This is a genomic window from Campylobacter concisus (assembly GCF_002913715.1).
GTDB classification, from domain to species: domain Bacteria; phylum Campylobacterota; class Campylobacteria; order Campylobacterales; family Campylobacteraceae; genus Campylobacter_A; species Campylobacter_A concisus_AG.
This window is the reverse complement of record NZ_PPCE01000009.1, coordinates 498059-521257: the sequence shown is the minus strand read 5'-3', so window position 1 is coordinate 521257 and position 23199 is coordinate 498059. Positions and strand designations below refer to the sequence as shown.

At 36.2% G+C, this 23199-nt stretch carries 23 protein-coding genes; 14 read left to right on the top strand and 9 right to left on the bottom strand.

Annotation, left to right across the window (positions count from 1 at the left end):
- Positions 1-2: 2 nt before the first annotated feature.
- Together secD and yajC are read right to left on the bottom strand one after the other, a co-directional pair.
- Positions 3-1583: a protein translocase subunit SecD gene (secD, locus tag CYO92_RS06600; RefSeq protein WP_021090931.1), complete on the bottom strand. Its 1581-nt coding sequence runs from the start codon at positions 1581-1583 to the stop codon at positions 3-5.
- Positions 1583-1855 carry a preprotein translocase subunit YajC gene (gene yajC, locus CYO92_RS06595; RefSeq protein ID WP_021090619.1) on the bottom strand — a complete coding sequence of 91 codons (273 nt, stop codon included), beginning with the start codon at positions 1853-1855 and terminating at the stop codon, positions 1583-1585. The genes secD and yajC overlap by 1 nt, the downstream gene beginning before the upstream one ends.
- Here yajC and CYO92_RS06590 point away from each other — a divergent pair.
- Entirely contained in the window at positions 1831-3123 is a 1293-nt protein-coding gene (locus CYO92_RS06590) for an apolipoprotein N-acyltransferase (RefSeq protein ID WP_180997918.1), read from the top strand. The two genes, yajC and CYO92_RS06590, sit on opposite strands and share 25 nt — an antisense overlap.
- A 44-nt stretch (positions 3124-3167) precedes the next feature.
- Here CYO92_RS06590 and metK read toward each other — a convergent pair whose 3' ends face one another.
- The gene (metK, locus tag CYO92_RS06585; protein ID WP_103589474.1) at positions 3168-4373 is read right to left on the bottom strand and encodes a methionine adenosyltransferase; all 1206 of its coding nucleotides are present in this window, start codon (positions 4371-4373) and stop codon (positions 3168-3170) included.
- A gap of 137 nt (positions 4374-4510) precedes the next feature.
- Here metK and sstT point away from each other — a divergent pair, with 137 nt between their 5' ends.
- The 13 genes from sstT (at position 4511) to CYO92_RS06520 (ending at position 16253) form a co-directional block, all read left to right on the top strand.
- Positions 4511-5878: a serine/threonine transporter SstT gene (gene sstT / locus CYO92_RS06580; protein ID WP_429827521.1), complete on the top strand. Its 1368-nt coding sequence runs from the start codon at positions 4511-4513 to the stop codon at positions 5876-5878.
- Positions 5879-5965: 87 nt separating this feature from the next.
- The gene (locus CYO92_RS06575) at positions 5966-7687 is read left to right on the top strand and encodes a M3 family oligoendopeptidase (protein WP_103589475.1); all 1722 of its coding nucleotides are present in this window, start codon (positions 5966-5968) and stop codon (positions 7685-7687) included.
- A 1-nt stretch (position 7688) separates the two neighbouring features.
- Positions 7689-8138 carry a hypothetical protein gene (locus tag CYO92_RS06570; protein WP_103589476.1) on the top strand — a complete coding sequence of 150 codons (450 nt, stop codon included), beginning with the start codon at positions 7689-7691 and terminating at the stop codon, positions 8136-8138.
- 51 nt (positions 8139-8189) lie between these two features.
- Entirely contained in the window at positions 8190-10259 is a 2070-nt protein-coding gene (locus tag CYO92_RS06565; protein WP_103589495.1) for an ATP-dependent helicase, read from the top strand.
- Entirely contained in the window at positions 10256-11077 is an 822-nt protein-coding gene (truB, locus tag CYO92_RS06560; protein WP_103589477.1) for a tRNA pseudouridine(55) synthase TruB, read from the top strand. Before CYO92_RS06565 ends, truB begins: the two co-directional genes overlap by 4 nt.
- Positions 11071-11301: a carbon storage regulator CsrA gene (gene csrA, locus CYO92_RS06555; RefSeq protein WP_021090864.1), complete on the top strand. Its 231-nt coding sequence runs from the start codon at positions 11071-11073 to the stop codon at positions 11299-11301. The genes truB and csrA overlap by 7 nt, the downstream gene beginning before the upstream one ends.
- The gene (locus CYO92_RS06550; protein WP_103589478.1) at positions 11298-12041 is read left to right on the top strand and encodes a 4-(cytidine 5'-diphospho)-2-C-methyl-D-erythritol kinase; all 744 of its coding nucleotides are present in this window, start codon (positions 11298-11300) and stop codon (positions 12039-12041) included. The genes csrA and CYO92_RS06550 overlap by 4 nt, the downstream gene beginning before the upstream one ends.
- Positions 12042-12056: 15 nt before the next feature.
- Positions 12057-12509, top strand: coding sequence for an SsrA-binding protein SmpB (gene smpB / locus CYO92_RS06545; protein WP_103589496.1), 453 nt, complete (start codon positions 12057-12059; stop codon positions 12507-12509).
- Positions 12510-12517: 8 nt separating this feature from the next.
- Positions 12518-13114: a thioredoxin gene (locus CYO92_RS06540; protein ID WP_087576851.1), complete on the top strand. Its 597-nt coding sequence runs from the start codon at positions 12518-12520 to the stop codon at positions 13112-13114.
- 62 nt (positions 13115-13176) lie between these two features.
- On the top strand, positions 13177-13611 hold the full coding sequence (gene flgB, locus CYO92_RS06535) for a flagellar basal body rod protein FlgB (protein WP_054196421.1): 435 nt from the start codon (positions 13177-13179) through the stop codon (positions 13609-13611).
- A gap of 8 nt (positions 13612-13619) precedes the next feature.
- Entirely contained in the window at positions 13620-14120 is a 501-nt protein-coding gene (flgC, locus tag CYO92_RS06530; protein WP_103589479.1) for a flagellar basal body rod protein FlgC, read from the top strand.
- Positions 14120-14413, top strand: a complete 294-nt coding sequence (fliE, locus tag CYO92_RS06525; protein ID WP_103589480.1) for a flagellar hook-basal body complex protein FliE — start codon at positions 14120-14122, stop codon at positions 14411-14413. Before flgC ends, fliE begins: the two co-directional genes overlap by 1 nt.
- Before the next feature lie 7 nt (positions 14414-14420).
- Positions 14421-16253: a peptidoglycan D,D-transpeptidase FtsI family protein gene (locus tag CYO92_RS06520; RefSeq protein WP_072594993.1), complete on the top strand. Its 1833-nt coding sequence runs from the start codon at positions 14421-14423 to the stop codon at positions 16251-16253.
- Positions 16254-16341: 88 nt separating this feature from the next.
- Here the strand turns inward: CYO92_RS06520 and CYO92_RS06515 are convergent, their stop codons facing one another.
- The 6 genes from CYO92_RS06515 to CYO92_RS06490 form a co-directional block, all read right to left on the bottom strand.
- A complete protein-coding gene (locus tag CYO92_RS06515; RefSeq protein WP_223155485.1) occupies positions 16342-16842 on the bottom strand; it encodes a hypothetical protein in 501 nt (166 codons plus the stop codon).
- Between the two features lie 52 nt (positions 16843-16894).
- Entirely contained in the window at positions 16895-17326 is a 432-nt protein-coding gene (locus CYO92_RS06510) for a fatty-acid--CoA ligase (RefSeq protein WP_103589481.1), read from the bottom strand.
- Positions 17327-20422 (bottom strand): cytochrome c biogenesis protein CcsA, encoded by a 3096-nt coding sequence (gene ccsA, locus CYO92_RS06505; RefSeq protein WP_103589482.1) that lies wholly within the window; start codon positions 20420-20422, stop codon positions 17327-17329. It lies immediately after the preceding gene.
- 45 nt (positions 20423-20467) lie between these two features.
- Positions 20468-21025, bottom strand: a complete 558-nt coding sequence (locus CYO92_RS06500) for a c-type cytochrome (protein ID WP_103589483.1) — start codon at positions 21023-21025, stop codon at positions 20468-20470.
- Between the two features lie 93 nt (positions 21026-21118).
- On the bottom strand, positions 21119-22393 hold the full coding sequence (locus CYO92_RS06495; protein ID WP_103589484.1) for a major outer membrane protein: 1275 nt from the start codon (positions 22391-22393) through the stop codon (positions 21119-21121).
- Between the two features lie 261 nt (positions 22394-22654).
- Positions 22655-23092 carry a hypothetical protein gene (locus CYO92_RS06490; RefSeq protein ID WP_021090479.1) on the bottom strand — a complete coding sequence of 146 codons (438 nt, stop codon included), beginning with the start codon at positions 23090-23092 and terminating at the stop codon, positions 22655-22657.
- Positions 23093-23199: the final 107 nt, after the last annotated feature.

The window sequence follows — 23199 nt, the reverse complement described above, 5'->3', positions numbered from 1 at the left end:
CATTAGCTCCTTTTATAACCAAACCAAAGTCTGGTATTTCCACTTTTTTCTATCTTATCCATAGCAGCATCAAACATACCGTGAGTGCCAAGTATAGCTGTTAGCATCGAAGCCATGATACCTATCGCCATTGTCACAGCAAAGCCTTTAACTGGGCCAGTACCATAAGCATAAAGCACAGCAACTGTGATAATGGTAGTTAAGTTTGAGTCAATAATCGCACTCATAGCGTGCTCATAACCCTTTTGCACAGCTGTCCTTATCGCTACACCTTCACGCAAAAGCTCACGTATACGCTCATTTATGATGACATTTGCATCAACAGCCATACCGATCGTTAGCACAATACCAGCCATACCAGGAAGTGTAAGTGTCGCTCCAAAAAGCGCCATCACGGCTACCAATATAACAACATCCGCAACTAGTGCTATATTTGCAAAAATTCCAGAAATTCCATAATAAACTAGCATAAATAACACGACTAAGATAGATCCAGCAGCAAGTGCTACCATGCTTTGGTTGATACTCTCTTGTCCTAAAGATGGGCCAACGCTTCTTTTTTCCAGCATCTTAACAGGGGCTAAAAGTGCACCGCTTCTAAGAGCGATCGCTACGTCGTGAGCCTCATCAAGGGTAAAGCCGCCGCTGATCTGACCGCTGCCACCACCTATTCTTTCATTTATAACAGGAGCTGAATAAACCTTCCCATCAAGCACAATAGCAAGCCTTTTTCCGACATTTGCACCAGTAAAATCACCAAAAATTCTAGCGCCCTCTGAGTTGAGAGTGAAATTTATGATCGGTAGGTTATTTTGCTGAGAAAATGCAACCTTTGCATCAGTTAGCATCGAGCCGTCAAGCACTGGGATATTTTTAACGACATATTTCACGCGGTCATTTTTAGCATCTTTAAAGATCACATCGCCGTAGCTTTCAGCTTCAGCCTCGCTCATCGTATTAGCCTGATCTTGTCTTTTATCATCAACTGCCATAAGCTGCAAGTGAGCAGCCTTTGCGATGAGATCTCTTGCTCTTTGCTCATCCTCTTCAGTCTTTATGCCAGGAAGCTCAACTAGGATATTGTCTTTGCCCTGTCTGGCAACAGTTGGCTCAGCTAGACCAAACTGATCGAGTCTGTTTCTAATAGTTTCAACAGCTTGCGAGATCGCATACTCGATCGTATCCGTTCTTTCTTGCTCGGTTAAAGATATGCTGTAATTTAAACCATCTTTTTTGATATCAAGCCCCTTTATCTCAGCAAGTGCTTTATCTACTTTTGGAGCTTCGTCGCCATCAAGAAGAGTAAAGTCAATGTTCTCTTCTTTAATCTTAAATTTATCAATTAACACATCTTCTTTTTTAGCATAATAATTTATACTTCCAGCTATTGATTTTATTTTTGAGTGAATAGCTTCGCTCGTTTCAACACCAAGTAGCATATGAAGGCCACCTTGAAGATCAAGGCCAAGTGAAATTTTAGCCCCATTTTGAGTCTGAAAAAAAGATGGCACCGAAAAGCCAAAACCAAAAATCAAGGCTAATATTAAGATAATTAGCCTATATGTGACTCTTGCGTTACGCATTATTTATCTTCGATCTTTTTAGCTACAAACTCGCGTGCTATACGAACGATTACATCATCGTTAAGTTTAACTTTGATAAAATCATTTTCGGCTTTAATCACTTCGCAGATAAGTCCGCCATTAGTTATTATCTTATCACCTTTATCAAGAGCTGCGAGCATTGCTGCATGGGCTTTTTGTTGTTTTTGTTGAGGTCTAATAACCAAAAAGTAAAATATGGCGAAAAGCACAACAAGAGGTAGTAATGATGTTAAAAAATCAGCGTTTTGCATGGATTTCCTTATTTGTAAGATTTTTAAATGGACATTTTAGCACTAAAATTATAATAAAAGCCTTTGTCGGTGCTTTTTTGCTTTCTAACTTTATTTTTTTAAGCCTCTTCGAGAATTTGCTCTTAAATTTCATCTCACCGTTTCTAACTTTGACTGGAATTTACATCATTATAAATTTAAACAGAGCTGGTTTTTTCGTGGCTGGATTTTTCACAGGAATTTTATGGTTTTATTGGATCAGCTTTAGCTTCATCTACTATGAACTAATCTGGCTTATCCCATTTGTCATACTTTTTGTAGCCCTTGTTTATGGGCTTTTATTTTGGATAGCCTCTTTCCCAAGCTTTGTGGCACTAAGAGCTGTTTTGCTATTTTTAATAAGCTACGTGCATCCATTTGGCTTTAACTGGTTTAATCTTGAAGCGACACTTGTTTTAGGAGCTTTTGAGCCAAGCATTAGGGGGCTTATATTTATATTTTTAGCAGCCATTTCTTTGAGTTTAAAAGGTAAAATTTTAAAATTTATCCTAGCTTTTATCTGCATAATCGCCGCTTTGCAGTTTAAAAGTAGCGAGGCAAAGACTCTACCATTTGACGTAGAGCTAATAAACACCGATATTGCTCAAAGAGTGCGCTGGGATAAAAGCTTGCGCATGAAATTTACAAATGAAAATTTAGACTTAATAAATAACGCCATAGCCGAGCAAAAACGCCTTATTGTCCTTCCGGAGAGCGCATTTCCGTTATTTATGACAAATGAGCCGCTACTTGTTGATGAACTAAAAGAGCTTTCAAAACAGATAACCATCGTAGCTGGCGCACTTGCTTATGAAAATAAGCAAATTTATAACTCTACATTTTTGTTTCAAGATGGTAATCTAAGGCGAATGGATAAGAAATTTTTAGTGCCATTTGGTGAAGAAATTCCTTTGCCAAAATTTATGCAAGATGCAGTAAATAAGCTATTTTTTGGTGGAGCTAGTGACTTTAAAAAGGCTGAAAATTTTAGCGACTACGAGGTAGATGGAGTAAAAATTAGAAACGCTATCTGCTATGAGGCAACAAAAGAGGAGCTTTATAATGGCGAATTTGACGTGGTTGTAGCTATCACAAACAATGGTTGGTTTGTGCCAAGTAGCGAACCTGGGCTTCAAAGGCTACTAATAAAGTACCTTGCCACAAAATACAATAAAACGGTCTATCACAGCGTAAATGGCTCAAAAAGTGAGATCATAAAACCTAAAAAAGTATTTTGGGATGAGTTTTAAAAAGAAATTTAAAGTGGCTTTTAGATAAAGCCACTTTGATATGATTATTTTTTCAGTAAAGCTTTGAAAGTATCAACCGCATCAAGCTTTTCCCAAGGGTATTTTGCATTTCCTACTTGACCTTTTGCAGCTACTTTTGCATATAAAAACGTATCTTTACTTGGCTTATCAAGACCAAATTTATTTGTTATCCAGCGAGGCGTTAGAGCGAAATGCTCGCTTACAAAATTTGAAAGCATATCGTCATTTATGCCATTTGCATGAGTTCCCATGGTATCAACACTAACTGAAGTTGGCTTTGCAACACCGATCGCGTAGCTTATCTGGACGATACATTTTTTTGCAAGGCCAGCTGCGACTATGTTTTTAGCTATCCAGCGCGCTGCGTAAAGTCCGCTGCGATCAACCTTTGTGTAGTCCTTACTTGACTGAGCACCGCCGCCTATTGGACTATATCCACCAAAGCTATCAACGATTAGTTTTCTACCTGTTAGGCCGCTATCGTGAAGTGAGCTGTGATTTACATATCTGCCTGTTGGGTTTATATAGGTGATCGTTTTTTCTTTATTATATAGCTCTTTTGGAAGTCCGGTTTCGTCTATTAAATTTTGAATTAGTGCGCGAAGCTCTTCTATCTTCATGCTCTCCACGCAAGGGGCAGAGACAACGATAGTGTGGATACTTTGAGGTTTGCAGTTTTCAAAGTTATCTTTGCTGCCGTAATCAATAGTAACTTGCGTTTTTATATCAACACCAAGTTTATCAGGGTTTGCTTTGGCAAATTTATATACTTTTTCACAAAGCATTCTTGCGTAAGTTATAGCTGCTGGCATAAATTCTTTCGCTTCGCAGCTTGCAAAACCAAACATAATGCCTTGATCACCTGCTCCGATCTCACCACTACTTTGATCAACGCCTTGATTTATATCTGGGCTTTGTTGATTTAAATAAACTTTGACCTCGATATCATCTGGATGCAAGCACTGCTCTTTTGTAAAATTACTCTTTCCATCATACCCGATATGCGCAAGAGCGTCTTTTACAATCTTTTCGTAGTCTTTATATGAGAGCTTTACCTTTGAGTTTATCTCTCCACCTATTACTATATTTTTTCCAGCCACAAAGACTTCACTTGCGACACGACCATTTGGATCTTGTATTAAAATAGTATCCACTATGCTATCAGCGATGATATCAGCACATTTATCTGGATGACCTGGACTTACAACTTCAGAGGTAAATAGATACATTTTCATCCTTTTTTCTTGACTAAATTTTGTGCAATTGTAACAAATCTATTTAAAAGGCTAATTAATCTTTATCAAATTCTTTATATTTAAAAATTGTTTAGCTAAAATCAACAAAAACTAATTTATTAAGGTGTCAAATGAATATGTTTAAAAACATTGCAAGAAGATACGCTGACGGAAATTTGATCGTTCAAATTTTAGTTGGTATCATCCTAGGTGCCCTAGTTGGCTTTTACACACACTACGAAGCAGCTCCTTATAACAAGATCTCGGCTAAAATTCAAACTATTCAAAACGAAAGTGGTTTGAGCGTAGATGAAGTTATAAAAACTCGCCTTAGTCAAGATGAAGCCAAGCAGCTAAATGAAGCCAAAGAAAAAGCTAGTTCAGCCGATTCTATCGCAGCTTCAGCTTCAGTTTTAGGCGATTTATTCAAAGGCGCTTTAAAAGCTATCGCACCAATTCTTGTCTTTGTTTTAGTGGCAACATCCATCATTTTAAGAGATTTTGGTCATACAAAAGGTATGCAAAAGATCATTACACTCTATCTAATTGGTACATTTTTAGCAGCCGTTGTTGCAGTTATTGCTAGTTTTTTATTTCCAGTGGAGCTTTCTTTAAAAGGTCTTGCAAGTGCTGATATGTCAGCGCCTCAGGGAATTACTAATGTTTTAAAAGATCTCATTTATAAAATGGTTGAAAACCCGATAAATGCTTTAGCAAATGGTAACTATATAGGTATAATAACTTGGGCGGTTGGTAGTGGTATCGCACTTAGAAACTCCACAGCTGAGACCAAAAAAGTATTTAAAGACATAAGCGATGGTGTGACTCATATCGTTAAATTTATCATTAGACTAGCTCCATTTGGCATCTTTGGTATGGTAGCTATTAGCATTCATGAAACTGGATTTGAAGTACTTGCAGGATATCTAAAACTGATTTTAGTTCTTGTTGGAGCAATGCTTGTTGTCGCATTTATCATCTATCCAGCCATGGTTTTTGTATTAACTAGAAAAAATCCTTATCCACTTGTCATGATCTGCCTAAAAGAGAGCGCTATTTCAGCATTTTTTACAAGAAGCTCGGCCGCAAATATCCCTGTAAATATGGCACTTTGCAAAAAGCTTGGTCTAAAAGAGGAGCTTTACTCGATCTCTATCCCACTTGGTGCTACTATAAACATGGGCGGAGCGGCAGTTACCATTAGTATTCTAGCGCTTACTGCGGTAAATTCTATCCCATCTATCACAGTTACATTTGGCGATGCGCTACTTCTTTGTTTCATCTCAGCTCTTGGTGCATGCGGCGCATCTGGCGTGGCTGGTGGCTCTTTGCTTCTAGTGCCATTAGCGTGCGGTCTTTTTGGTATCAGTAATGACATCGCAATGCAGTTTGTAACAGTTGGTTTTACAATTGGTGTTATCCAAGACTCAGTTGAAACTGCGCTAAATAGCTCATCAGACGTGCTTTTTACAGCCGTAGCTTCAGAGACTTCAAACTAATATTCATAAAATTTCAGCTAAATTTTGGCTGAAATTTTACTTTTATCCATTTTTTTGTAAAATATCCCAAAAATTTAAAGGATAAATATGCAAATTTGGGATCTAAAAGCACTTTTTGCAAACGAAAAAGAGTGCGAGCAAAGCGCACTAAATTTACAAAAAGAGTGCGAGAAATTTAAAGATAAATACCTAGAAAATTATGAAAATTTAAAAACAGACGAGTTTTTAAAGGCATTTGGCGAATATGAAAATTTGATAGCTAAAATTTCAAAAGTAATGACTTACGCTTTTTTAAATTTTGCCAAAGATACAAGCAAGGGTGCATTTTATGCAAAGATCGATGAGATAGCGACAAAAGCAAATGAAAATTTGATATTTTTTGAGATCAAATTTAATGAGTTTAGCCCTAAAAAACAAAAAGAGATCATCAAAAGCTCTAAAAAATATGGCTACTATCTAAGCAATCTCGCTAAAGCAAAACCGCACCAACTAAGCGTTGCCGAAGAAAGAGTTTTGCTTCGCACCGCAAGCACTGGAGCTGAGGGCTTTTCAAGGCTTTTTGATGAGAGCATGAGCAAAATGAGGTTTAAATTTAAAGGTGAGCTTTTAAATGAAGAGGAAACTTTAGCCAAGCTTCATGACAACGATCAAAGTGTGCGAAAACTAGCCGCTAAAAGCCTTTCAAACGAGCTTAGCAAACACCAGCACCTTCTTGGCTACATATATAATATGATAAAAACTGATCTAAAAACTAGCTGCGAGCTTAGAAATTTCAAGCTACCAGAAGAGCCAAGACACCTTGAAAATCAAATCACCAAAAAAAGCGTTGATTCGCTCATTGCCGTAACAGAGAAAAATTTTGACCTAGTTGCTAAATTTTACGAGCGAAAAAAAGAAATTTTAGGCCTTAAAAAGCTTTATGACTACGATAGATACGCGCCTCTTAGCAGCGAGGGGGAGTATAAATTTGATGAGTGCAAAAAGATAGTTTTAAAGGCGTTTGGGACATTTTCACCTAAATTTGGCGAGATTGCCAAAAGTGCCTTTAGTGACGGCTGGATTGACGTTTATCCAGCACCAAACAAGCGAGGTGGCGCGTTTTCTCACTCAGGATCAAGCGACACTCACCCTTATGTTTTGCTAAATCACACCAACCAACGAAGAGACCTTTTTACGCTAGCTCACGAGCTTGGCCATGCCGTGCATCAAAAACTATCATATAATGTAAGCTACCTAAACTCAGACACTCCGCTAACCACGGCTGAGACGGCTTCGGTCTTTTGCGAGATGCTAGTTTTTGATCACATTAAAGACGGCCTTAGCAAAAAAGAGAAAATTTCACTGCTTGCTGGCAAGATTGAGGATATATTTGCCACGCTTTACCGCCAGATAAATTTCACCACCTTTGAAAGAGCCGTGCACGCACATGAGGGCGAGATCAGCCTAGATGAGCTAAATAAAATTTGGCTAAGAGAGAGCAAAAAGATGTTTGGCAAAAGCGTCACACTAAATGACTACTACAAAATTTGGTGGAGCTACATCCCACATTTCATCCACACGCCATTTTACTGCTACGCCTACTCTTATGCGCAGCTTCTTGTGCTTGCACTTTTTGGACTTTACAAAAGTGGCAAATGCAAAAATTTTGTTGAAATTTACACCGAGTTTTTGAGCCTTGGCGGTAGCCTTAGTCCAAAGGAGCTTGTAGCTAAATTTGGCTTTGATATCGATGATAAAAATTTCTGGCAGATCGGTATAAACGAGGTTAAAAAGCTAGTAGATGAGTTTTTAGAAATTTCAAAGGATTAAGATGTTAGACGAAATTTTAGATGATGAGAAATTTTCACTTTTGATGAAGATGCATGTCTATGAGTGCATTGATTTTTTGCTTGAAAAAGGGGTAAATTTCTCAGTTATGGCAAATTTACCGCTAGTTAGCTTTGAGCCAAGCTTGCCAGATGAGATAAGTAGAAGCTTTAATATGCCAGTCATTATGTTTTCACTTGGTGGCTACACGCTTGAGAGTGCGAAGTTAACGCAGGATGAGCTTAGCTTCGAGGCTGGATTTGGTAGTGAAAATTTTGCCTCTGTGGTCTCCTTTCCACTCGGTGCAGTGGTTCAAATTTTGGTTGAAAATAGCCCGATCCTTGTAAATTTTTCTATTCATAAGCCAAAAGAGAAGCAAGCGGACCACACAAAAAAATCGGTTTCAGTCTTTTTACAAAATCCTAAAAATAAAGATATATTTAAGAAAAAATAGTAATTTTAAGCATTTTTGGCTAAAATCAAAAGAAAATTTAAAAAGCAAAAAATGGAAAATTTACTATCAAATTTAAACGAATCTCAGCGCGAAGCAGCTACTCATATAGATGGTCCGATGCTCATACTTGCAGGAGCTGGCAGCGGCAAGACAAAGACCATCACAACTAGGCTTGCCTACCTCATCGGCGAGGTCGGTATAGACGCGGCAAATACACTAACTCTTACTTTTACAAACAAAGCCGCCAACGAGATGCGTAGTAGAGCCATGACGATGCTAAGCCAAAGTGGCAAAAACTACTCGCCACTGCTTTGCACATTTCATAAATTCGGACTTTTATTTTTAAAGCTATATATTGAAAAGCTTGGCAGAAAAAATAACTTCGTCATAATCGACACAGACGATAAAAAACGTATCATCAAAAGCTTTGAAAGTCCAGTCGCCACGGCGATTTTATCAAGTGAAATTTCAAACTATAAAAACTCACTTTTAAGCGTCGAAGAGGTCTATAAAAACGCAAATTTCTCGTCTTTCGATAAAAGCAAGGATAACTTTTACAAACAAGCAGCACAAATTTATGAAAAATATGAAGATTATCTCAAAACAAATAATCTTGTTGATTTTGACGATCTGCTAGGGCTTACTTATAAAATTTTAGACGAAAACGAAGATCTTGCTAGAGAGATTTCAAACCGATACAAATATATAATGGTCGATGAGTATCAAGATACAAACGACCTTCAGTATAAACTGCTAAAAAAGCTCTGTCTATGCCACGAAAACATCTGCGTGGTGGGCGATGATGATCAAAGCATCTACGGCTGGCGCGGTGCAAAGATCGATAATATCTTAAATTTTAAAGATCAGTTTAAAGATGTAAAGATTATCAGACTTGAGAAAAACTACCGCTCGAGCGAGGCGATACTAAAGGCTGCAAACGAACTAATAGATCATAACCGCAACCGCCTTGGCAAGAAGCTTGTGGGCACAAAAGGCGAAGGCGAGGCCGTAAATTTGATAGAGAGCTTTGATGAGAGCGTCGAGGCTGGTAAGATCGCAAAATGCATAAAAGAGCTTTTAAGCAAAGGTGTGCAGGCAAAAGATATTGCGATCTTATACCGCATAAACGCGCTCTCTCGCTCGCTTGAAGATGGGCTAAACAAAGAGCAAATCGCCTATAAAATGGTCGGCGGAGTTAAATTTTATGAAAGAGCCGAGATCAAAGATATCATAAGCTATCTAAGGCTGATAAACAATCCAAATGATGATTTTTCAATAAGACGTATCATCAACCGACCAAAACGCGGCCTTGGTAAAGTAAGCCTTGATAAGCTTGAAAAGATGGTATTTGAGGGTAAAATTTCCATTTTTGAAGCAATCTCAAACATCTCTGATAACGACGAAGCCTTTAGCAAAAAGGTAAAATCAGCCCTTCTTGAGTTTGCAAACAACCTAAAAGAGCTTCAAGAAAGCAGCTCAGTTTTTGACCTGATAGATAAATTTGAAGCTAAATTTGGCGTGAAAAAATACTACGAGAGCCTGCCAGATGGCGCTGAAAGAGCGGCAAATATCGATGAGTTTTACGCTGTTTTAAAAGATCAGATCAAGCAAAATCCAAGCTTTGATCTGGAGGAATTTCTAAACGAGATCACGCTAACAAGCGAGCAAGACGGCATTAGCGATGAGGCTATAAGTATTATGAGCGTGCATGCGAGCAAGGGACTTGAGTTTGAGCACCTTTTTGTGATCGGCCTTGAAGAGGGATTTTTCCCGCTCATTGGTGACGGCAGCGATATCGAAGAAGAACGCAGGCTTGCATACGTGGCGATCACAAGAGCCAAAAAAACACTTAGCCTAAGCTTTGCAAATTCACGCTTTTACAAGGGTCAGCGCACAAGGCTAAATAAGAGTAGATTTTTAAGCGAGAGCGGTATCACGCATGGCTCGCTAGTCATCGAACAGAGTAATGAATTTAAAAAAGGCGACCTTGTTAAACATAAAATTTTTGGTATCGGTAGAGTGAGCGCGGTTAGCAAGATCAAAAAAGAGTTTAAGCTGACCATAAATTTTGGTGGCAATGTAAGAGAAATCATGTCAAGCTTTGTGGAAAAGGCCGTATGAACGCCATCTTCGTGGCAAACAAGCCAGCTGGCATGAGCTCAAACCACTTTTTAGGGCGACTAAAGAGAAAATACGGCGTTAAAAAGGCTGGGTTTTCAGGCACACTTGATCCATTTGCAAGCGGTTGTTTAATAGTCGCTTTTGGCTCGTATACGAAATTTTTTAGATTTTTAGACAAAAGTCCAAAAGTCTATGAAGCGACAATCTGGCTAGGGGCAAGTAGTCCTAGCATGGATAATGAAAATATCACTGAAATTTCAAATGTAAAAGAGATAAATTTAGAAAAACTTGAAGCCATAAGAGGCGAACTGACTGGCAGAATAAGCTACATCCCACCAAAATTTAGTGCCAAGCATGTAAATGGTACAAGAGCCTACAAGCTAGCTAGAAACGGCGAAGAATTTGAGCTAAAGACAGAAACGATGGAAATTTTTGATAGCCAAATTTTAAACTACTCGCACCCATTTTTAGCTATCCGTCTAAGCGTAAGTGAAGGAAGTTATATCCGTTCGTATGCAGAAATTTTTGGGAAAAGACTTGGTTATAATGTAACTTTAAGCTCATTAAAAAGGATAAGTGAAGGCAAATTTTGCTACGAAAATGAAAAATTTTTGAATATTTGTGATTTTTTAAATATTCAGAAAAATACATACTTTGGGGACATAAATGATATTCTTGATGGTAAGAAATTAAAAATTAACGATTTTGAAACACAAAAGCAAGGAATTTATTTGCTAAATTATGATAAATTTATGAGCGTAATCCAAATCACGGATGATACTATAAATTACACTCTAAATAAGGTTGAAAAATGTTAATCCTAGCAAGAAAAGAAAATGAAGAAATTTTAATAGGAAATGACATAAAAGTTGTCATAGTAAATATTTCAAAAAATACTGTTAAACTCGGTATCGAAGCACCACGAAATACAATGATACTAAGAAGTGAACTAGCAAATGATATCAAAAACGAAAATATCCATGCCACAAAAACTGCAAGTGAAGCCGATATCCACGAGCTAGCTAAAAAAATCGAGAAATGAAAAGCTTTGCAAAGATAAATATATTTTTAAAGATAGTTGGCACTAGAGGCAGCTACCACGAAATTTTATCGCGCTTTATCCTCTGCGAGCAGCTTTTTGATGAAATTTATTTTAAGAAATCAGATTCGTTTGCTATAGAATGCAACAACAGCGATATAAAAGACAATATCATTCAAAAAGCAATAGATGAGCTAAAAAGAGCCAGCTTTTCAAACGAGCTTGACGAGTTTTTTAGCTCTCATAAAATCATCATCAACAAAAATATCCCAATAGGTGCGGGCCTTGGTGGAGGCAGTTCAAACGCTGCCACCTTTTTACTTATGGTAAATGACGAGCTAAATTTAAATATAAAACGCGAAAATTTGATGCAAATAGCATCTAAAATCGGCGCAGATGTGGCCTTTTTTGTAAGTGGCTACAAAGCAGCAAATGTAAGCGGCATAGGCGAGATCATAGAAGAATTTGACGATGAAGTGCCAAATTTAAATATCTTCACGCCAAATATTTTTTGCTCCACACCGATGGTTTATCAAGAATTTAGAAGCAATTTCTTACAATACATAGACGTTAATGCTGCAAAAAAAATGCAAAATTTAAAGAGTAAAGAGCTACTTGAAATTTATAAAAACGGGGAGTTAAACGATCTTTTTGCCCCATGCTTTAAGCTCTATCCACAGATGAACGAGTTTAAAGATAAATTTCTAAGTGGCAGCGGTAGTAGCGTATTTAGCGTAAAATAAAAGGTAAAAATTTTGATAAAAGAACTAGCAAAAAACAAAAAAGCTTTGCATGACTTTAGCATACTTGAAACCTTCGAGGCTGGCATCGTTTTAAAAGGCAGCGAAGTCAAAGCTCTAAGGGCTGGTAGAGCAAATTTAAAAGATAGCTTTGTGCGCGTCATAAAAGGTGAGCTTTTTTTACTAAACGCCCATATCAGCTATCTCGAGACTACACATAGCACATTTCGTCCAAATGAGCGAGCAGCCAGAAAACTTTTGATGCACAGAAAACAGATCGATAAAATTTTTGGTCAAGTCTCACAAGATGGGCTTGCTCTAGTCGTTTTGGCGCTTTATCTAAGCGATAAAAACATCGTAAAAGCAAGACTAGCCCTTGCAAAAGGTAAAAATTTACACGACAAGCGCGAGACTTTAAAAAGACGTGAGGCAGACAAAGAGGCAAGAGCTGCCATAAAAAGATACGTTTAAGGGATAAGATGAAAAATTTACTTGTTTTAATAATCGCTTTATTTGCTTTTTTTGGCTGTGGAGAAGATGAGAGCAGTAGTGTAAATTTTAAAGAATTTAGTCCAAATGAAGAGGTTAAGCTCGTAGATGTGAGCGGCAAGGAGCTCACTTTAGTTAGAAAAGATCACGGCTTTGCCATCAAAAATGATGAAAATAAGGTTTTAATGATCGACATTTTTGGCACATTTTGCCCGCCTTGCCAAAAAGAGGCAGCCGAACTTACAAAATATCAGCTTGAAAACAAAGATAAATTTACACTAATTGGACTAACTCATTTTGAAAATGTCACAAATGAGTATGTTTTGCATGAATTTATGCAAAAATTTAATGCCTACTATTTCATAACAAACGATCAAAAGATAAATGACAGACTTGCCGAACAGATCGTAAGAGACATCGAATATAAACACGAGATCGCACTACCTTTTAAAGTAGTGATAAAAAATGGCGAATATCAAATTTTAACAGACGTAGATAGCGGACAATACGGGGTAAAATACTATCTTGGTGGTATAAAAGTCACAAAAATGAAAGAAGATCTGGCAAAAATTTATGAGACAAAATAAATTTGCCCTATATTTGGAACATCGTTTGCTTATAAAAATGTGAAATTTCATAAGGATTTTAAATGTTTGTTTTAGATAAATCAAAATCTAGCCCACTTGTTGAATCAGCTCTTGCAGGCAGAGAACTACGCCAAAAACTAATCTCTGGCAATCTTGCAAACGTTGATACACCATTTTATAAAGCTAGAGATATAAGATTTGAAGATGTTTTAAAAGAAAAAGCAAATGAAATTTATAACACTTCAAGCCAAAAAAAGCTACAACTTGCTAAGACAAACGAAGCACATATGGCTGCAGTTGATTTTCCAAAAAGCGACACAGCTCAAATTTTCTTGCGTGACGGTCACATGGCTAGAAACGACGCAAATACAGTCGACCTTGACGTAGAAACAACAGAAATGGGTAAAAACACAGTTATGATAAACGCCCTTGATAACGCATACAAGGCTCAAAGCAATATCTTTAAAAGCGTAATAGACGCAAGCGCTAAGAACTAGGAGAGATGATGTCATACTTAAACGATTTTGATATTAGTGGATACGGACTAAGCGCACAACGCTTCAGAATGAACGTCATCAGCTCAAACATAGCAAATGCTCAAACTACAAGAACGGCTGAAGGTGGACCATATAGAAGACAAGAGGTGATCTTTAAAGAGATGAATTTTGATAAAATTTTAAACGATCAGCTTAAAAGCTCACAAAGTCTGCTCGAGTATGAAAATCCACTAGATGATCCAAGCTCACCAAGAAATGCTTACCCTGCCCTAACTAGCGTGATTGTGGATAAAGTAGTACGTGACGATAAGGACTTTCAACTAAAATACGACCCGAGCCATCCAGACGCAAATGCAAATGGCTACGTCGCATTTCCAAATATAAATCCAGTCATCGAGATGTCTGACCTACTTGAAGCAACAAGGGCATACCAAGCAAACGTGGCAGCCTTTCAAAACGCAAAAACAATAGCACAAAGTGCGATATCACTTATTTCAGGACAAGCATAATGATAAATAGTATAAATTTAGACAAAATAAATAAAAATGAAAATTCAAATAAAATAGCAAAATCAGGCGAAGAAGGTGGCTTCGAAAATGCTCTAAACGACTCTTTAAAAGAGCTAAATAAAGTCCAAATCAACGCAGATAAAGCCATAGCCGATCTTGCAACTGGCGAGGTAAAAGATCTTCACCAAGCTGCTATTGCGATAGGCAAAGCAGAGACTAGCATGAAGCTTATGCTAGAAATTCGCAACAAAGCACTAAGTGCTTATAAAGAAATTTCTAGAACACAAATTTAAGCCATTAATGAATTCCAGAAAATCAAAAATAACCATACTTTTTTTATTAATTACTTTTGGAATTTCAATATTTGTGCTTGTCATATTTTATAGAGCAAGTATCGAGCGAAAGCTTCCTAGGCTTCAAACAAGCGATATAAATACAGCAATTCGTGGTAATATAATCACAAAAGATGGCTTTAGCATCTCTTCAAGTCAAAAGCTTTACAAAGTGATGCTTGATACTAGAAACATCGATCCTAATAAAAAAGAGATGTTTATCAAGCTATATTCGCTTTACAGCGGCGACGATCCAAACAAAGTAAGAAAGATTATAAATGGTACAAAAGGCATCGTTACACTCTCATATAGCATTGATGCAAAAGGTGCTACCTACCTTCAAGAGCTCTCAAGAAAGCTGAATCGCAAGAGCATTTTGGTTTCATACCTTGATCCAAAAACAGGACTTGCTTCATTTCAGGGCATGAGAGTAATGGAGAGCGGACAAAATCGTAAATTTATGTCAAAAGATGCCCTCACACCAGCTATTGGCTACGTGAGCAAAACTGAAAGTGACGCGCTTACAAAAAGCAAAGGTGTAAAAGGTCTTGAGAGATATTATGAAGATTATTTAGCTCCGATACAAAATGCAAAAATTTTAGGGCCTCGTGATATTGGAAATAATATCATTTTAACAAGTGACTCAAATTTAGCAACAAGAGTAGATGGCTACAATGCGGTGCTCTCTATACCATTAAAATTTCAAACTAAACTAGAGCAAATTTTAGATGAAAAGCGTGAATTTCTAGATGCAAAAGAGCTAGTCATCTGTATAATGAATAGCAAAAATGGAGAAATTTTAGCTCTAGCCTCTAGCTCAAGGTATGATCCTTCAAACATAAGAAAGCAAGATTATAGCGCTCTAAACTCTACCGTTAGCGAATATGCTTATGAAGTTGGCTCGGTTTTTAAGCCATTTATATTTTCTATCTTACTTCAAGAGAAGAAAGTAAATCCATTTGAGCTTGTAAATACCTATAATGGCCGATACCAACTTGGCAAAAGGATAATCAAAGATACCCATCCAGAGCCTTTTATGAGCGCTGAAGATATAATCGTACACAGTTCAAACATCGGCATGATTCAGCTTGTTGAGCGTTTAAATGGGCCACAAATTTATCAAGGACTTTTAAATTTTGGCTTTTCAAGAAAGACTGGCATAGATCTACCTTACGAGCAAGTAGGTATGATGCCAACAGTTACAAAGCTAAACTCATCGACATATAAGGCGACTGTGAGCTACGGATATGGCTTGCAAGCTACATTTATGCAGCTTTTAAAAGCCTACAATACATTTAACAATAAAGGCATTGAAGTTACTCCTCACATGGTTGCCTACTTAGAGAGAAATGGAAAAAGATACGATTTGCCAAAGTCCGAGCCAGCTCAAGTTATATCACAAGAAACCGCAAAGATAATGAAGAGAATTTTAATAAAAACGGTTGAAAAAGGTACTGGACTAAAAGCCTTTACACCAGGGCTTGAGATAGGTGGCAAGACTGGAACTGCACACATTGCCTCAGGTAGTGGTGGATACAGCAATACCTACAATGGCTCATTTTTTGGCTTTGTAAATGACACAAGGGGCAATAGCTACACAATAGGCGTTTTAGCAAGGGATCCTAAAAGACCTTACTACTACTTCGGTGCTCAAAGTGCCTTGCCTATGTTTAAAAAAGCAGTTGATCTGATGGTTGAGGATGGGTATTTATTTCCTGATGCGAATGTAATAGCTGAGTTTGAAGCCAAAAAAGATAAACTTAAAAACGATAAGACAAAACAAAAACCTGCTTTGGACTAAAATTTTAAAGACAAGAAAGATATAAAAATTTCTTTTGCTTTTAATAAATTTCTCTAATTACAAAGTCTTTAATGCTCTTAAAATACTTTTAGTTTCTAATAGCAATTAAATTATAAATAGAAAATCTAAACTGATCAAAAAATTTTAAGTCCTTAATATTTTTAGAGGTTATCTCTTTGTCATCTTTGTAGTTTTTTCCACCTAAAAAGATTAGATAAATAAGTGGTGCAACATAATTAAATCTTAAAAAAAGCGCTACGATGCAATGAAAAAAACCGTAGTTATATCTGATACAAACATAAAAACCATAAATTATATAGGCTATCATTAGAATCAAAAAAGCATAGAACACAAAGCTTAAACCAGTATAATCTGAAATATTTAAAAAGCTACAAACTAAAATAAAAGCACTTACCAAAGTAGGCAATATAATGATTGGAAAAATTATATGAAGTCCAATTAGATCAAATTTACTCGCATAAACCTTTATGTTATATCTACCTGCAGGAATTATCAAAAATATAGGCAATACGATTGAAAATAAAATAAGAAATATCACGTACATAGAATCAAAATCATAAGAACTCATTTTTATGCCAAATTTAATTTTAAGATATTTAACTACACTTTTTTAAATAAATTTATCTACGATTTTTGCGATTTTCTATGCCGATTTTCTCACTCTCTTCTATCTCGACAATATAGCTTGGATTTTTCTTTTTAGCTTCTTTGTCTAAAAAACTGATGAGCTTTGCATCAGAATTTTTATGAGAGCAGATTAAAATTATGAAATTTATATAGTTATTTGCCTCTTTTGGCATGACTTGGTTATTTTTGGCTGGTATACTAAAATTTCCTACAAAGATTTGAATAAGTTCGAAAAGCTCGTTTTTACTTAAACTATTATCACCTGCAAGCTTTTCAAGCTTTTCGATCGTTATCTCTTCTTTTTCTAATACAAGTTCCTTTGTTTCGCTGCTATAATCCCTATTTCTTAAAAGTATATAGATTAACACACAAATTGCAATTAATAGCAATACAACAAAGAAAACTATTAGGCCTTTTATTAGCATCTAAAGCCTTGAGCAAAGTGATCGCTTTGTAAATGCCAAAATACTCATAAGCACCATTATCACGATACTAATCCAGACAAAATCAGGCACTGGCAATGGATCTCCTGCTGCATATGAGTGCATGCCAGCTAAATAAAAATTTACACCAAAATAAGTCATAATAATCGACCAATAAGCAAAGAACGAAGCAACTGCAAACGCATATTGATTGTTTAGCTTTGGAATAAATCTTATATGAAGAACTGCGGCATAAACAAGTATCGAAACTAGCGCCCAAGTCTCCTTGCTGTCCCAGCCCCAATATCTGCCCCAACTCTCGTTCGCCCAGACACCGCCCAGGAAATTTCCAAGAGTAAGCAAGCTAAGTCCTAGTATCATAGCCATCTCATTTATACGAGTAGCTTCAAGAATATTACGAGAAATTTCTGGATTTGGCTTTTTCTTATTTTGCAAAATGATAAGCAATAGTGTAAAGCCACCAAGTAACGCGCAAAGCCCTAAAAATCCATAACTTGCAGTAATGACAGAGACATGTATTGTTAGCCAGTAGCTTTGAAGTACAGGCACAAGTGTAGTGATCTGCGGATCCATCCAGCTAAGGTGCGCAACAAACAATGTAACGCCAGCCAATATAGACGTAAGAGCAAGGGCGATAGGGCTACGTTTTGCAAAGACGATACCAGAAAATCCTAAAGCCCAAGCGATATAGACCATCGATTCATAAGCGTTACTCCAAGGCGCATGCTCAGCAATGTACCAACGAAGTCCAAGTCCGACAGTGTGAGCAAAAAAAGCTAGTAAATTTATAATATACACAATCTTTACAATGCCATTTATCTGAACCTTTGGAGCTAGCATTTTGACAAAAACAAAAAATAAAAGTGCAAGGCCTGCCAAAAGATAAACCGGTGTCAATCGCTCAAAAATTTGAATTTTATTAAACAAAATTTCTATATTTATCTTTTCTTCACTTGGCATTACAGCAGAACCATACTTTTGCTGATAGGCTGAAATTTTATCAAGTGCGGCATCAGCCTTACTCCAATCATTATCTTTTGTTGCTGCATCAACTGCTGCAAAATACTCTCTCATCATATTGATGACTAGATCAGCCTCCTTAGGCGGAAAGTACATCATTGCACTAGCAGGCGAATACCAAGAGTTTGATGGGTCATCTTGTTTTGGAAAAATTTTAAAAATTTCACCAATAAATATCATATAAAAAACATTCAATCTCTCATCGATCTTGATCACATCTTTATCAAATGTATTGCGTGATCCAGGGTGCTTGCGATTAGCAATTTCGGCAAATTTTGTGAGTTTATATTCACTTCCGCCATCTTTTGTGGCTCTAAAAAAATCATTAAAACTTGCATATTTTGCATTTTCATCTATGCCAAGCTCTTTTTTTAGTTCCTTGCTTTGTCCAAGTGAGATAATTTTTTCACTTCGCCAAAAATCAGGAGTTACCATTATTGAAAGCATTGCTTGATTCGAATTTAGGCTATTTATGTTCTCGCTTCTATGTATTTTATTTAAAATTTCTTTGCTAAGAGTGTCAAATGGCTTCATTCTACCATCTGAGCTTTGTACAATAAGCCTAGAAAGCTTTTGTGTGTGCTCTTTGCTGATATTAGGCAAAAAGTCTTCAGCCTTTAATGAGCTAAAATTTAAACTTAAAAGCATAATGGCAATGATAGCAACAACCTTTTTACCACCCTTTGTTGATTCATTGTCTATTAACTTAGCTAGTTTTCTAAAACGGCTACCAGGATTTACAACATTTAACACAAAGCCAAGCCCAAGTAAAAAGTACCCGATATAAGTTGGTATCTTACCTGGATCTTTATTGACAGAGAGAATGGTTCCCTTTTCATCTGTATCGTATGAACTTTGGAAAAATCTATAACCATCATAGTCAAGCACATGATTCATATAAATTTTATAGTCAAGCCCCGACATGTTTGTATCATCTTTTACAATAACTTCACTTGAATAGCTCATAGGCGAATTTGAGCCAGGATATCTTTTAAGCTCAAAATCTTCTAAGTATAAGCTAAACGGAAGTTTAACTTGCTGTGCACCCCATGAAGCGTTAAATTTTTGTCCAGCCACAGCCAAGCGTGAAGGTTCTGTTAGGTTATAAAAAATATGCATCTCTTTACTCTCGCCTTTATAATTTAATTCAGCTATCAAGGCGTTAAATTCGCTATCTTTTGTGCTAACTAGCTTCCTTGAGGCATGAGTCGAAACTAATCTTGGAGCAAAATTTATATTTGAAATAGTATAAAGACTGCCCATGCCAAAATCACTTACACTACCAGCTTTTAACTCAGTTTTTGAACTATCACTCATTGTAAATTTTGAAAGATCAGTATTTGAAGTAACTGTGAAATTTCCGTCCACTAATTTAAAAAGCACATATTTTTTACTCTCGTCTGGCTTAGCATTAAAGATAAAACTAATATCTGCAACTCTTGCTTCCTCTTCTTCCAACAAGAAGATTTCTTCACTTTCACTCTCGTTTGAAACCACAAATTCCACTACTGGTTGCCCGTTTTTATCATCCACAAACTTATAGCTTGCATTTGGTACAAATTCTTTAAATTTTAAATTAGCTTCATTATCTACTATTTTTAGCTTTAGATCAAAACCTTTTTTTGTATCAGAAAGTCCTAACGGCAAAGCAGCGCTTATCTCTCCTCCATTATCGTTTAATGCGGTTAAATTTAAATAGGATATTTTTGTCGTAACGATATTTGACTGAGTTTTTTCTCTTATATGCATATCAGCCTCAAAGCCAATGTATCTTGTTATACCAGCACCGATTAAGATAACGATAAAACCAAGGTGAAAGATAAGCGAAGGAAGTTTTTTGGGATCGATTAAGTTATATCTAAAGATATTATAGGTCAAATTTATGCCAAGAAGTAGTTGAATGAGAGCAAACCAGCTGGCACCATAAACATAGTACCATGCAGCTTCTGTACTAGTTTTACTTTCTATTATCGTAGCGGCTCCGCTAGCTATGGCAAAGATTATCATCAAAATGATAGCTGAGCCCATACTTAAAAATAATGATTTTGGATTTAACATCTGCTTCCTTTTATTTATATTATGACAAAGCCACCAAAGTGAAAATTATCTTAAATAACTGCCTTGCTTTGTTTGAGTAGAGACCGGTTTGTTTTCATTTGTGTCTCGTTCAGCAAATGCATCTTTGCCTTTTAGATAGGCGAGAATCGCGCCAAGATCATTATTTGAAAGAATTTTAGCTTGGTTTTGCATTACATTTTTGCCGCTTCCGCCAAAACTTGAGTCACTTCTATAAGAGATGATGCTATCTTCAATATCTTTAGCATCCATATTTTTTAGAGGTGTTGAACCAAATGGCCTTTTATCAGCATTCTCGCCATGACAGCTAGAACATTGCTTTTCATAAAGCTCCTTACCTAAAGAAACACTATATCTACCCTTTCTATCAACGCCCAATTTTAAAATTCTATTATCTTTATAGCGTCTTGGATCTTCATCAATATAGACATTTACTTTTTCATTTCTATCATTAGCCTGCTTTTTTGCCATTTCAGCAAGTTCTTTACCAAACTCACCACGAGCTTCTATATAGTAGACTTGTGAAGCTGCAAAGGCATTTGCCACCAAAAAACACGCCAAAAAAGAAATTTTAATACTTTTCATAACTTTCCTTGAAATTTTGCTCTAAATTTAAAAATCCCGGATCAGATTACTCCGACCCGGGATTATATCATAAGTTGATTAATGAGCTATGAATTAGAATGAGTATTTAGCTTCAAATCTGAATTTATCTTCTTTTGTTTTTACATCATCAGGTAATTTATGTGTTTGGAAAGAGTAGAATGAGCTAAATTTCAACTTCTTGCTGTATTGGTAAGCGAATCTTGGAACGAATTCCTCAACTTTATCTTTTATGTCCGGATTACCAGTACCGCCAAATACTTTTTGAGTACCTTTTACATAGTCTAAACCAACTGTAAATTTATCAAATGTATAAGCACTTGTTGCATAGAGGAAGTTACCTTTACCTTCTGTAAATGTCCAATCAAATACATCTTCACCAGCATCAATTAGAGCAGCCTGATCTTCAAAGCTAAATGATGTTACACCTTTATCTTGAACTTTCCAGCCGATATAACCAGCAGCTAGATCAAGACCAAATAGTGAAGTTGAAAGTTCGCCAGCATAGAAATTACCATCATTGTACTTAGCACCATTTTCTGAAGTTAAATACCCTTTTGCTTCTTTATCTGCTGAACTATTTACATAGTTAAGTCTTGCACCTAAAGAAATATCATCATTAATAGCAAAATTTGCTGAAACATCAGCTGCAAGTACGTCAGCTAAGTTTGTTAGGCTAGCATACCATAGTTGGAAGTTGATAGGATCATATGAGCCAGCGATACCAGCTGCATATAGGTTACCAACATCATAGCTGTTTAAAAGACTGGTAGCTTTTAATTTTGGTTTTTTAGGATCTGCTTCTGCATATAAAGTACCATCAGCCCATTCACTAGAGATAGCATCAAACGCTAAAGCTGTAAGCGTAAGACCTTCGATATCTTTATTTACCACTCTTACACCTGTACCAACTGCATCATCAGTAAAGTATGAACCAATGGCTTGTTTACCGGCTGTGATAGTAGTATTTCCAGCTTTATAACCAAGATAGAATTGGTGAACAGCAAATGTCTTTGTTGTATCTGTTTTATCTGTACCATCTGCATCATCTGTTTTAGCGTTATCGCCTGAGCCATCAACAGAGTTATATCTTAAACCAATAACACCAAAAAAGTTATCATCAATAGCGGCTTTAAAGTTTGTAACCATTCTAAATTGATGATTAGCTTTGCTTTTTTTTGCAACATCACTTTGCTCTGTATCTTTATTGTGAGTATTTGTATATCTATATCTTGCAAATCCTGAAAGATCTACATTTTTTATAGCTTCTTCAAGTGGGGTAGCACTTGCTACGCTTGAAAATGCACCTAAAGCAACCAAAGTGGCTAAACTAATTTTTGTTAGTTTCATTTTTTCTCCTTTTAAGGTTTTGTGACAATGATTATAATCTATAAATTTTAATTTAAAGCTTAAAAAATCATAAAATTTTTAATTTTTGTTACCAATCGTTTACTGATTTTAACCAAAAAAGTATATTTTGATAATTTGGCCCTTAAAAAAGTATCTTAAAAAATTAAGTAAAATAAGAAGGGGCCGTTGCTTGCCCCTTAAAAGGAGTTCTAGTTTTGATTGCTGTTGAAATTATATAAGCAAGCAGTAAATCAACGGTAATTAAAAAGAAATTTTTTCCTCTTTTGGCACTTCGATATTTGTTTTTACATTTTTTCTTTTAATAATCACTTCATTTTGCGGCTTTTTTATACCATTATATAAGCCACGAGAGCCGCCCTCTTTTATAAGAAGCATATCTATAAGTTTATCTGCATAAAAGGTCGCATAGACCAAGTCGCCTTTATCATAATAGTATCTATTTGCACAAAAATTTGCTTTATTGAGTTTGTGGTTTTTTGTATCGCTCGCCACTATTTCATAGCAGTATTTTGAATCTTTATATGTAACCTCTTTTATAAAACCTTTGATCGAGCTTTTTGCTGGTGTATTTTGCATGACCTGTCTTGGCTGTTTTCGCACTGGTGGGTTGTCCTCAAAAAATGAGCAACCCAAAAACATGATAGCAGTTGCCAGTGGAAGTAAAATTTTAGCTTTCATCTCTTCTCCTTAGTGTAAAACGGCGAAGTATAACTTTTAAGATTAAATAAATTTTGCGGGAATTTAAAGGCTCGTATCTAAATTTATATGCACAATCATATAAATTT